Here is an 11787-nt window from a genome sequence, read left to right on the forward strand (position 1 = left end):
ATTGATTTTTATGTAGAACGATTTATTTGAACGGCAATCCATTCCCTCTCCCGTGGGAGAGGGTTAGGGAGAAGGCATTAGGACGGCAACGGAAATATTGTCTGTATCTGCCCCGTTTTACCCTCTCCCCGACCCTCCCCCGCAGGGGAGGGAGCCAAGTTGCAGGCACGCCGACGGAATATGGTTGAAACCCGGCCCTTCAGGGCAGTAGAATTTTGGTTTATTTTTTGGGAAGTAACCCCTTCCAAATCAGGGTAAACAGGGCTGCGCCTTATGTGCAGCCCTGTGTGTTGAAACATTGAGGAATATAACCGTGCCGTCAAATTACTTTCATACGCGTGAACGATTGGGTGCTTTAGGCGGCATCGTGCAACATCATACCGCCTTGTACCGCAGCGTGGCGGTACATGAACCGACCGTGGTTATCGTGCGGCGCGGATGCAAGAAGCTGCGGTGGGCGGGGAGCGAATTGAGGATTGCGGCGGGTGAAGCGGTCGCGTTGGCAGGCGGGCAGACGTTTGACGTCATCAATATTCCCGATTCAGACGACCTCTATCAGGCGCAATGGATTGCTTTCGAACAGGAAGCCATAGAAAGGTTTGCCGCACAATACGGGACGGCGCAGGCAGTGTGCGATGCGGTGAAGCTGCCGCACCCCGGGCGGATGAGCGCGGCGTTTGATTATGCGGCTGCGGTGCTGGCGGATGAAGAAGTGCCGCACAATGCGGCGGAGGCCGCGCTTTGCGGCGTGTTGGCGTGGTTGCAGCATGACGGCATCGGTTTTGCCGTGTACGAAGGCGTCAACCTGATGCGGCAAATCCGCAAACTGATTACCGCCGATATGGCTGCGGACTGGTCGTCGGCGATGTTGGCGCAGCGGCTTAATTGCAGCGAGGCTGCATTGCGGCGGCGGTTGGCGCGGCAGGACACGAATTTCCGTACGCTGCTGACGGATGTACGCATGATGCGCGCGCTGACGCTGTTGCAGGTTACGCAATGGCCGGTGGCGCAGATTGCCGGCGCGGTCGGCTATGACTGTCCGTCCCGTTTCAGCGCGCGCTTCAAAGAGCGGTTCGGTTGCGTGCCGTCGGCGGTCCGCTCGGAAGCGGAGCCGGCGGCATATCGGCGCACGGGGCAGGTCAGCGTCGGTGTTCGACCGTGAATTTCGCTTCGCCCAAGCTGTTTGCCTTAGTAAAGAAACCGACCAGCGCGGGTGTGGATTCGGCGGTGATGTTCGGCAGCTTGGCGACTTTCAGCGCGGTGAGCGTGAATTCGTAGCGGTGTTTCCTGCCTTCGGGAGGACACGCGCCGCCGTAGCCCGGAGTGCCGAAGTCTGTGCGGGTTTGCAGCGCGCCTTTGGGCAACCTGCCGCCTTGTGCGGTAATGCCTGCGGGCAGGCGGCGGACATCGGCTGGGATGTCGGCGACCACCCAGTGCATCCACCCCAGACCGGTCGGCGCGTCTTTATCGTAAACGGTCAGGACGAAACTTTTTGTCCCTGCGGGCGGATTTTTCCACGACAGCGCGGGCGAAGCATTGCCGCCCGAACAGCCGAAGCCGTAAGGCGCGCTCAAAAGCTGGTTTTGCGTGAAGCCGCCGTCTTTGGACGGGTTGTCGAATTGCAGCGTGAATGCGCCCTCGGCAAAGGCAGCGGTTGAAAAAGCCAGCAGTACGGCGGAGAGGATGCGGGTTTGCATAGATGATTCCTTTGCTTGATGAATAAGTGGATTCATTATAGGCTGTCAATGGCGGCAGGAATGTGCCGAAACGGTTGGATGATGTGCCGAAATGCGCAAATGTAAAAATCCGTGGTTTCAGACGACCCTTTGCAGGTCGTCTGAAATCTTTAATTCCTTTCCCTGAGGCTTTGGAAATATCGAATATTTAGGAATTGCCGCAACCCAACCCTCAAGATTTACGTCATAGCCTGTTCCTGCATCGGCGTGCGGGAATGACGAAAATTGGGGATTTTGCCGTCAAATCCATGATAGAGATACGGAGCAAACGAATGATTACCCTGCCTTCCTTAAACAATCTGCCGTCAAAATGGGATGAAATCCGCCATTGGCTCGAAACCCAAGTTTTTGAGTGTGAAGTCATGCCGTATCCCAATCTGACGGAACACGAAGCCAAGCAGTTTGAGCAGGATTTTATCGACCGTATCGGCTGCGCGCCTGAAGAATATGTCCGTATCCGCCGCGCCATCCGCCTGCTGGAAGCACGTTATCTTGACAGTCCAAACGAATTAACTACTGCCGCCATTGCCACGCCTTTGGGCGAGATGCTGGCGGTGTTCGGCGGTAAAGGCTTGTGTTTGCTGGAGTTTGTCGGGCAGAAACATATGGAACAGGAAATTACCGCTGTCCAAAAAGCCTTGCGCGGACGGTTTGTGTTTCGGGAAGATGAGCGAACGCAACTTCTGCGGCAGGAATTGGACTTATACTTCAAGGGTCGTCTGAAAACCTTTGCCACGCCTTTGGAGCAGATTGGTACTGAATTTCAAAAGCAGGCATGGGACGCGCTCTTGGCGATTCCTTACGGCGAAACGCGCAGCTACAAGGAGCAGGCGCAGCGTTTGGGCAATCCCAAAGCAGTCCGTGCCGTTGCCGCCGCCAACGGGCAGAACAAAGTGTCCATCCTGATTCCCTGCCACCGCGTCATCGGCAGTGACGGCAAGCTGACCGGCTACGCAGGCGGCTTGAACCGCAAACAGTCGCTGCTTGCTTTGGAACGCGGCGAAGTTCAGACGACCTTGTTTTGATTTTGAGGTAACAACGCCGATTGAAATTACCGGATTCGAAAATCCGACCTGACTATAGTGGATTAAATTTAAATCAGGACAAGGCGACGAAGCCGCAGACAGTACAGATAGTACGGCAAGGCGAGGCAACGCCGTACTGGTTTAAAGTTAATCCACTATAAAATAGAGCAGCGGCAGATTGCTCATCAATGCCCAACCTGCCGGAAAGGAGAAATACGAATATGAACCTGAAAAACCGCCATTTCCTGAAACTTTTGGACTTTACGACCGAAGAAATCACCGCCTACCTCGACCTTGCCGCCGAGTTGAAAGCCGCCAAAAAGGCAGGGCGCGAAGTGCAGCGGATGAAAGGGAAGAACATTGCCCTGATTTTTGAAAAAACATCGACCCGCACCCGCTGCGCGTTTGAAGTCGCCGCGCGCGACCAAGGGGCGGGGGTGACTTATCTGGAGCCGTCCGCCAGCCAAATCGGGCATAAGGAAAGCATCAAAGACACCGCCCGCGTGTTGGGCAGGATGTACGACGGCATCGAATATCGCGGCTTCGGGCAGGACGTGGTTGAAGAATTGGCGAAATACGCCGGCGTGCCCGTGTTCAACGGTCTGACCAACGAGTTCCACCCCACCCAAATGCTCGCCGACGCGCTGACCATGCGCGAACATAGCGGCAAACCTTTGAACCAAACCGCGTTTGCCTACGTCGGCGACGCGCGTTACAACATGGCAAATTCGCTGCTGGTGTTGGGCGCGAAGCTCGGCATGGACGTGCGTATCGGCGCACCGAAAACCTTGTGGCCGTCTGAAAACATCGTCGCCCGCGCACGCGCCGTCGCCGAAGAAACCGGCGGAAAAATCTTGCTGACCGAAAACGCGGAAGAAGCCGTCAAAAGCGTCGATTTCATCCATACCGACGTGTGGGTCAGCATGGGCGAGCCGAAAGAGGCGTGGCAGGAACGCATTGATTTATTGAAAGATTACCGCGTCACCCCCGAGCTGATGGCGGCATCGGGCAACCCGCAGGTCAAATTCATGCACTGCCTGCCCGCCTTCCACAACCGCGAAACCAAAGTCGGCGAATGGATTTACGAAACCTTCGGCTTAAACGGCGTGGAAGTAACGGAAGAAGTATTCGAAAGTCCCGCCAGCATCGTGTTCGACCAAGCGGAAAACCGGATGCACACGATTAAGGCGGTGATGGTGGCGGCGCTGGGGGATTGACGGCGTTTCTGTTTGAATCCATTAAAAAGGTCGTCTGAAAATCAATATAACGGGTTTTCAGACGACCTTTTGCCTTTATATCCTTTATAATCACGTCCATCACATTTTTATCCGCGCGCCCCTCCAAGCGGCGACGGAACAATACTCGGCAGAGGCATGGCGGGTTCAGTTTAAACGGGTTTGGCATGACTCCGCCTGTCCAGATTGAAGCTTAATCCGCCATTCGAATACGCCGCCCATCCGAAAGGTTCGCATGACCACTTATTCCCTCTTCGTTACCTGCCCGCGCGGTCTCGAAGCCCCTTTATCCCAAGAACTCGAACAATTCAAATGCCAAGACATCCGCGCCGTTGACGGCGGCGTCGCGTGCAAAGGCGGTATGGAGCAGGTGTACCGCATCAACCTGCATTCGCGCACCGCCAGCCGCGTGTTGCTGCGCCTGACCAAAAGCGGCTACCGCAGCGAGCAAGACATTTATAAAGCCGCGAAAAATATCCGCTGGACGGATTGGTTCGACTTGGAACAAACCTTCAAAGTCAAAGTAGAAGGCAAACGCGCCCAAGTCAAAAGTTTGGATTTCGTCGGGCTGAAAATCAAAGACGCCGTATGCGACGTGTTCCGCGACGCTTGCGGCGCGCGCCCCAGCGTCGGCAAAATCCGCCCCGACATCCGCATCCATGCCTTTATCGACGAGCGCGACATTCAAATTTTCATCGACACATCCGGCGAAGCCTTGTTCAAACGCGGCTACCGCCAAGATACGGGCGAAGCGCCGATGCGCGAGAACTTAGCGGCGGGCTTGCTGCTGCTGGCGGGCTATGACGGTACGCAGCCTTTTCAAGACCCGTTTTGCGGCAGCGGCACCATCGTCATCGAAGCCGCGTGGATTGCCACCCGCCGCGCGCCCGGTTTGATGCGCCGTTTCGGGTTTGAGAAGCTGAAAAACTTCGATGCCGCCCTTTGGAAAAAGCTGCAACACGAAGCCGAAACGCAAATCCGCCCCGCGCCTGCCCCGATTTCGGGCAGCGACAACGACCGCCATATGATCCGCGCCGCCGTTGCCAACGCCCAAGCTGCCGAAGTGGACACGTTTGTCCGTTTTGAAGTCAAAGACGCGCAGGATACCCGTCCGAACGGGGAAGGCGGCATTTTGATTTCCAATCCGCCTTACGGCGTCCGCCTTGCCGAAGTCCAAGCCCTGCAAGCCCTTTATCCGCAGTTGGGCGCGTGGTTGAAACAGCATTACGCGGGCTGGCTGGCGGGAATGTTTACCGGCGACCGCGATATGCCGAAATTCATGCGTCTTTCGCCCAAACGCAAAATCCCGCTCTACAACGGCAACTTAGACTGCCGCCTGTTTTTGATGGATATGGTCAAAGGGTCGAACCGATAAATACGGTTGAAGGTCGTCTGAAAAGCGGTGGCAACGCTGTTTCCGTTTTCAGACGACCTTTTTGTTTGGAAGAAATATAGTGGATTAACTTTAAATTAGGACAAGGCGACAAAGCCGCAGACAGTACAGATAGTACGGAACCGATTCACTTGGTGCTTCAGCACCTTAGAGAATCGTTCTCTGAAATTCGGGCTGAGGTCGTCTGAATCACGATATCGAAAGAAAATAATATGATGAAACCTGCTGTTTTGAGCATTGCCGCTGCTACGGTTTTGGCGGCCTGCAATACATCCGCCCAACAAGAAGCGCCGACAGTCGGCATGGCAAATCCGGCTTCTGAGTTTTGCGTGAAGCAGGGCGGGAAATTGGAAATGAAAAAAGACAAAGACGGCGGCGAATATGCGCTTTGCCATCTGCCGGACGGTACGGTCGTTGAAGAATGGTCATATTTCCGCCAGCACAATCAGTAATAACGCATTGAGCCGTCGCGCTTCGGAGCTCGATATGGTTGCTTTGATTTCGGCAGCGGCAGCCGATAACGAAAAGGTCGTCTGAAACCTTGTTTAAGGGTTGAACTGGCCCCCAAATCTTGGACACTCATAAAAGCCTATTCAGGCGCTCTGTGCAAGCTGGGTTCTGTATGCGACAGGACTCAGCTTTTTCAATTTCAAACTGCAACGCTCCCGGTTGTAGTAATCCATATAGTCATCTATCTGCTTCATCAATTCATCTACCGTCAATTCACCTGCGTTATAGAAACACTCCGTCTTTAACACCGCAAAGAAGCTTTCCATCGGCGCATTGTCCCAACAGTTCGCCTTTCGCGATATGCTTTGAACCATGGAATGCTCCGCAAGCAATTCCCTATACCCCGCCGTACGGTACAGCACACCTTGGTCCGAATGAAGCATCGTTCCTTTATCAGTCAGACGGGGTGCGGCTTTTTCGAGCATTTCCTTCACCATTTCGCTGTCGGCTCTGCGGCTCATGGCGTAGGCGACGATCTCGCGGTTGAACAAGTCCAAGATTGGCGAGAGGTACAGTTTGCCGTCCTTCCCTTTGAGTTCGGTAACGTCGGTCAGCCATTTTTCGTTGGGCTTTCGGGCTTTGAACCGGCGTTTGAGGAGGTGTTCCGATATTTCGCCCATGGCGGGATGGCGGTAGGCTTTTTTCGCCCGTATGAGGGCTTTCAGTTCCAACTGCTTCATCAACCGCGCCGCTTTTTTGCGGTTCCAACCCAATGCTGCGGCAATGCGCCTTTGTCCGTAGCGTCCTTTATGCCGCCGGTAGGTTTCGACAAGGAGGGCTTTGTCAGCTGTGTCGGGGTCAGGCCGGTTTTGATGGTGGTAGTAAAAGCTGCTTTTGGGCAGGTTTGCGATGTGCAGCAGGTATTTGAGCGGGTGTTGCGCCCTCAGTGCTTGGACGGTTTGGCTTTGTCCTTTTCGGTCTGCTTTTGGCTGAGGGCTTTTAACTCCTTTAGGTAGGCGACCTCTGCGCGCATATAGCACAACTCTTCGATAAGCTCTGCCTGTGTTTTTTCTTGGTCGGGTTTATCTGCGATGAAGGGGTTTTTGCGGTGTTGGGGCATGGTTTTGGATTGGGGATGTTCGAGTGCGCCGATACCGCCTTCTTGATAGGCGCGTATCCATCGTCTCAGGTGGGTTCGGGAAATGCCGTAGTGGTCTGCGGTACGCTGTTGGCTGCGTATATGCAGGTAGTGGAGTACGGCTTGGTATTTGAAGTGTAATGTATATTTGCTCATAAAAAAACTGCACCTTGTGAGTTGGAGGGGATGTCCAACTTTTGGGGTGCAGTTCAGTTTTCAGACGACCTTTTGATATGTTGGCAATGGAATGCGGCTACACGGTTTATCGGGCTTCCAGTTTGGTCACGCCGCCCATGTAAGGCTGCAAAGCGGCAGGAATATTGATGCTGCCGTCGGCGTTTTGATGGTTTTCCAAAACCGCAACCAAAGTGCGGCCGACTGCCAAGCCGGAGCCGTTCAAAGTATGTACCAAGCGGTTTTTGCCGTTTTCGTCTTTGAAACGAGCCTTCATGCGGCGGGCTTGGAAATCTTCGCAGTTGGAGCAGCTTGAGATTTCGCGGTAGGTATTTTGCGCGGGAACCCAGACTTCCAAGTCATATGTTTTGGTCGCACCGAAGCCCATATCGCCGGTACACAAGGTAATCACGCGGTAGGGCAGTTCCAAAGCCTTCAGGATGTTTTCGGCATGGCCGACCATTTCTTCCAGCGCTTCGTATGATTTTTCGGGATGAACGATTTGCACCATTTCTACTTTGTCAAATTGGTGTTGGCGAATCAGGCCGCGCACGTCTTTGCCGTATGCGCCTGCTTCGGAGCGGAAACATGGGGAATGGGCGGTCAGTTTCAGCGGCAAATCGCCTTCCGCCAAAATGCTGTCGGCAACGGTGTTGGTCAGCGTCACTTCGGCGGTCGGAATCAGGTATTGCGTTTTTTTGCTCTCGTCGCCGCCGCGGGTAACGTGGAACAAATCTTCTGCAAATTTAGGCAGTTGGCCTGTACCTTGCAGGGTGGTGTCGTCCACGATGTAGGGTGTGTAATGCTCGGTGTAGCCGTGTTTCAGCGTGTGCGTATCGAGCATGAATTGCGCCAGCGCGCGGTGCAGGCGGGCGATTTGACCTTTCATGACGGTAAAGCGCGCGCCGGACAGTTTCGCGCCGCCTTCGAAATCCAAGCCCAAAGGTTCGCCCAAATCGACATGGTCTTTGATTTCAAAGTCAAATTCGCGCGGCGTACCGACTTTGCGGACTTCGACGTTTTCGGTTTCGTCTTTGCCGACAGGCACGCTTTCGTGCGGCAGGTTGGGAATGCTTAACAACCATGCGTCCAATTCTTTCTGAACGGCATCCAAATCGGCGGCCGCCTGCTCCAAATCGGTTTTGATTTGGGCGACTTGATCCATGGCTGCCTGCGCCTCTTCATGTTTGCCCTGTCCTTTCAATGCGCCGATTTGTTTGGAAATACTGTTGCGCGAGGCTTGCAGTTCTTCGGTTTTCACTTGGACGGCTTTGCGCTGCTCTTCCAAGGCATTGAAACGTGCGGTATCAAACTCGTAACCGCGCTGCGCCAAACGTTCGGCGACGGCTGCGGTGTGGCTGCGGAGCTGTTGGATGTCTAACATTTTGTTCTCTCGATAAGATTTGGAAATGGCATCATTGTAAACCAAATTAAGGATATTTTCACAATGGAAGCGTTTGGGGACGGGCTTTGCAGCGGATATGAAAAGGGTCGTCTGAAACGCCGGATTTAAGTTTTCAGACGACCTCGGACGGATTCGGATACGCTAAACCCGATGCCGTCAGATTTGTTTTTCCTAATCCCCTCAATGTCTGTAAAACACGGGCGGCGGCTTGCCATCATCAGGTTTTCGGCAGAGTGACGCCGGTTTGTCCCATGTATTTGCCGTTGCGGTCTTTGTAGGAAGTTTCGCAGATTTCGTCGCTCTCGAAGAAGAGGACTTGCGCCACGCCTTCGCCGGCATAGATTTTGGCGGGCAGAGGGGTAGTGTTGGAAAACTCGAGGGTCACGTAGCCTTCCCATTCCGGTTCGAACGGGGTGACGTTGACGATGATGCCGCAGCGGGCGTAGGTGGATTTGCCCAAGCAGACAGTCAGGACGTTGCGCGGGATGCGGAAGTATTCGACCGTACGCGCCAGTGCGAAGGAGTTTGGCGGGATGATGCAGCAGTCGTCTTCGACGGTGACGAAGTTTTTCGGGTCGAAGTTTTTGGGATCGACGATGGTGCTGTTGATGTTGGTGAAAATTTTAAATTCGTTGGCGCAGCGGATGTCGTAGCCGTAGCTGGACGTGCCGTAGGAGATGATGCGTTGTCCGTTGGCTTCTTTGATTTGGTTCGGCTCGAAGGGGTCGATCATGCCGAACTCTTCGCTCATGCGGCGTATCCATTTGTCGGACTTGATGCTCATAATGTTTTCCTTGTTTCTTGCGGTTTTCAGACGGCGTCTGCGGGGAGGTCGTCTGAAAATGCGGGGCGGGGTTATTTGGTTTTGGGCAGTTTCACTTCTTTAATCATGCCGTTTTCGCATTTCATGATGAAGACGGTTTCGCCGTTTTGCGAGGCGGTGAATTTGCCGTGTGCCAGGCCTTTTTTGAACGTGCCCGACAGTACCATGTTGCGGAACTTGGTGCTGTTGGAATTGAACGGTTCGATGAAGGTTTCGCGGTTGGCGGAGACGGTGTAAACGCCTTGTCCGTCGAATTTGCCGTTTTTAAACGCGCCGGTGTAGCTGCGTCCGTCTTGGCAGCGCCATGTGCCTTTGCCGGCGGGTTTGCCGTCTTTGCCGACATCGCCGTCGTAGGTGCAGCCCGGTTCCTGATAGGAAGTCAGGACGGCGGCCGAAGCGGGGAGGGCAAGCATAATGGCGAGCGGCAGGAATGCGAAGTGTTTAAACATAAAGGTTGTCCATCGGAGGTAGGTTTCAGACGACCTTTTATCGTGTAAAGGTCGTCTGAAAAATTAGTCTTGCCAGCCGCCCAAATAGGAAACCAGCTCTTCCAACATGGTGCTGACGGATTCCGCCATCAGGATTTGCGAGGCGAAGGCAAGGCTGGCGGCATCGTCGCCGTTGCTTTCGGCTTCTTCCTGCAATACGTCGAGGTATTGAATGCGCTTGAGCGTGAAGTCTTGCGTGAGGATGAAGGCGATTTGTTCGCGCCACACCAAGCCGAGCTGGGTCACGGTTTTGCCGTTTTTGACGTGTTGGACCACTTCATCGGCGGTCAAATCTTGTTTGGACACTTTGACGACGGGAACAACATCGCCCACGCCTTTGAGTTCGCAATCGCTGTCCAATTCAAAACCGCCTTCGCAATGCCCTTGCAACAGCCACTCGGTCATCAGGGAAGAGGGCGATTGCTTGGTATTCGGCAGCGAGGCTTCCAAACCGCCCAAAGCTTCGCGCAGCTTGGTCAGGATGTTTTCCGCTTTGGCGGAAGCCGCGTTATTGACGATCAGATAGCCGTGGCGGGTGTTGAACACCGCTTCAGTACGGCTGCTGCGGGTAAACGCGCGGGGCAGCAGGTCGTCTGTAATTTGCTCTTTAAGCTCTTGTTTTTCCTTGCGGCCGACATTTCGGGCTTCATTGTTTTGGATTTCCGCCACCTTCTCTTCCAAAATATCGCGGATGACGCCGGCCGGCAGGACTTTTTCTTCTTTTTTCAGGGCGACGCGCAAGGTAAAGTCGGCAGGGAAGACGAGTTCGGGAGAGAACGAAACCGGTGCGGCAAAGCCTTCGCTGGACCAGTCCAAACCTTGGCAGCGGGTAAATTCAGCCTCTGCAAGTTTGTCGGCAAGTACGTCCGCTTCGGGCAGCTTTTCTTTGTTGAGCGGATAAAAACTGATCTGCTTGAACCACATGGTTTGTTTTCCTTTTCATTAAAAGCGGCATTATACAGGCAAAGCGGATACAAAGATAAGGCGCAGAAGGGTCGTCTGAAACCGATTTGACCATAAAAACCCCCAAACCCGTTGACAGCGTTTTAACGCTTATGTATAGTTCGCAACTCGGTTACGCGCCCATCGTCTAGAGGCCTAGGACACTGCCCTTTCACGGCGGCAACCGGGGTTCGAATCCCCGTGGGCGTGCCAGATTTTCAATAAACCCTTACTGGAGAACGGTAAGGGTTTATTTTTTTGTCTTTGGGAATGGATGGGATTGGATATTGGCTGTTTTCATACAGCCATTAAAGAATTTCGGCTTTTTTGAAAAACTGATTGCAATGAATGGCATAAAAAATCTTAAGCCCAAATCCATACCTTGTGCGCAAATTCAGATATTATGCGTGTTAGGGTTCTTTTTCAGATTAAACCAATTAACTCTCCCATAGGTTCGCATTCTATTGAATTTTCTAAATATCCAGGCTGCCAAATTTTTTCATAACAAAATACTATAAATTTAGGAAATTCAAGTAATTCTTCAAAGATACTTAACCAATTATAGATAAAATCATCCGTATTCAGTATCCAAGGTTGATGTGATGGAGAGTAGTAAATTACCACGTTCTTCCCTTGGCAAGCTTTAAATCTTTTAAAAGTATCATAATGAATTGATGCTGTCGTTATTTCTCCAAATAAGGAAATGCGCAGCTTCTCGCCTTTAATCTTATCCCAATCCATGCTCGATCCAGTCCAAGGCAGTTGATTTAAAGCTGAATCGATTCTCTCAGCATCGGTAATAGATAAAAAATTCTTAATTTTTAATGGCATAATCCAGTTGTTTTCGTGATGTGGCTGTGTGTCACTTTAAAATCAGGTTTCAGACGACCTTCTTTGGATAGATGAACATAAATCCGGACATCCCTGTATTCGCAAATTATAGTGGATTAACTTTAAACCAGTACGGCGTTGCCTTGC

At 52.9% G+C, this 11787-nt stretch carries 13 protein-coding genes and 1 tRNA gene; 6 read left to right on the forward strand and 8 right to left on the reverse strand.

Translation table 11 applies throughout. The features are described from left to right. Positions 1-346 precede the first annotated feature (346 nt). Entirely contained in the window at positions 347-1162 is an 816-nt protein-coding gene (locus H3L95_RS13200) for a helix-turn-helix transcriptional regulator (protein ID WP_003760810.1), read from the forward strand. On the opposite strand, the gene H3L95_RS13205 is transcribed toward H3L95_RS13200, so the two are convergent. Then, positions 1140-1697, reverse strand: a complete 558-nt coding sequence (locus H3L95_RS13205) for a YbhB/YbcL family Raf kinase inhibitor-like protein (RefSeq protein WP_009173847.1) — start codon at positions 1695-1697, stop codon at positions 1140-1142. The genes H3L95_RS13200 and H3L95_RS13205 overlap by 23 nt on opposite strands. Positions 1698-1951: 254 nt before the next feature. Between H3L95_RS13205 and H3L95_RS13210 the strand changes: the two genes are divergently transcribed. The 4 genes from H3L95_RS13210 to H3L95_RS13225 all read left to right on the forward strand — a co-directional run bounded on the left by H3L95_RS13210 (position 1952) and on the right by H3L95_RS13225 (position 5841). Further along, positions 1952-2761 (forward strand): methylated-DNA--[protein]-cysteine S-methyltransferase, encoded by an 810-nt coding sequence (locus H3L95_RS13210; RefSeq protein WP_003760812.1) that lies wholly within the window; start codon positions 1952-1954, stop codon positions 2759-2761. A 221-nt stretch (positions 2762-2982) separates the two neighbouring features. Beyond that, positions 2983-3978: an ornithine carbamoyltransferase gene (locus H3L95_RS13215; RefSeq protein ID WP_040668956.1), complete on the forward strand. Its 996-nt coding sequence runs from the start codon at positions 2983-2985 to the stop codon at positions 3976-3978. Positions 3979-4231: 253 nt separating this feature from the next. Further along, positions 4232-5371, forward strand: coding sequence for a THUMP domain-containing class I SAM-dependent RNA methyltransferase (locus H3L95_RS13220; protein ID WP_040668958.1), 1140 nt, complete (start codon positions 4232-4234; stop codon positions 5369-5371). Positions 5372-5601: 230 nt separating this feature from the next. Next, positions 5602-5841, forward strand: coding sequence for a putative hemolysin (locus H3L95_RS13225; protein ID WP_003760825.1), 240 nt, complete (start codon positions 5602-5604; stop codon positions 5839-5841). A 141-nt stretch (positions 5842-5982) separates the two neighbouring features. Here H3L95_RS13225 and H3L95_RS13230 read toward each other — a convergent pair whose 3' ends face one another. The 6 genes from H3L95_RS13230 to H3L95_RS13255 form a co-directional block, all read right to left on the reverse strand. Further along, positions 5983-6879, reverse strand: coding sequence for an IS3 family transposase (locus H3L95_RS13230; RefSeq protein ID WP_182096176.1), 897 nt, complete (start codon positions 6877-6879; stop codon positions 5983-5985). Then, entirely contained in the window at positions 6783-7133 is a 351-nt protein-coding gene (locus tag H3L95_RS13235; protein WP_003756443.1) for a helix-turn-helix domain-containing protein, read from the reverse strand. Before H3L95_RS13235 ends, H3L95_RS13230 begins: the two co-directional genes overlap by 97 nt. Before the next feature lie 106 nt (positions 7134-7239). Beyond that, positions 7240-8535, reverse strand: coding sequence for a serine--tRNA ligase (gene serS, locus H3L95_RS13240; RefSeq protein ID WP_003757908.1), 1296 nt, complete (start codon positions 8533-8535; stop codon positions 7240-7242). A 238-nt stretch (positions 8536-8773) separates the two neighbouring features. Beyond that, positions 8774-9340 carry a dCTP deaminase gene (dcd, locus tag H3L95_RS13245; RefSeq protein ID WP_003741335.1) on the reverse strand — a complete coding sequence of 189 codons (567 nt, stop codon included), beginning with the start codon at positions 9338-9340 and terminating at the stop codon, positions 8774-8776. 71 nt (positions 9341-9411) lie between these two features. After that, positions 9412-9828, reverse strand: coding sequence for an MORN repeat-containing protein (locus tag H3L95_RS13250; protein WP_003757911.1), 417 nt, complete (start codon positions 9826-9828; stop codon positions 9412-9414). 63 nt (positions 9829-9891) lie between these two features. Further along, positions 9892-10791 (reverse strand): recombination-associated protein RdgC, encoded by a 900-nt coding sequence (locus tag H3L95_RS13255; RefSeq protein ID WP_003757913.1) that lies wholly within the window; start codon positions 10789-10791, stop codon positions 9892-9894. Between the two features lie 155 nt (positions 10792-10946). On the opposite strand from H3L95_RS13255, the gene H3L95_RS13260 reads away from it, so the two are divergent. After that, positions 10947-11022, forward strand: a tRNA-Glu gene (locus H3L95_RS13260). Positions 11023-11232: 210 nt separating this feature from the next. Here H3L95_RS13260 and H3L95_RS13265 read toward each other — a convergent pair. Continuing rightward, on the reverse strand, positions 11233-11640 hold the full coding sequence (locus H3L95_RS13265; protein ID WP_003757916.1) for a hypothetical protein: 408 nt from the start codon (positions 11638-11640) through the stop codon (positions 11233-11235). Positions 11641-11787 lie beyond the last annotated feature (147 nt).

Origin of the sequence: Neisseria sicca (assembly GCF_014054945.1) — a bacterium.
GTDB classification, from domain to species: Bacteria; Pseudomonadota; Gammaproteobacteria; order Burkholderiales; family Neisseriaceae; genus Neisseria; species Neisseria sicca.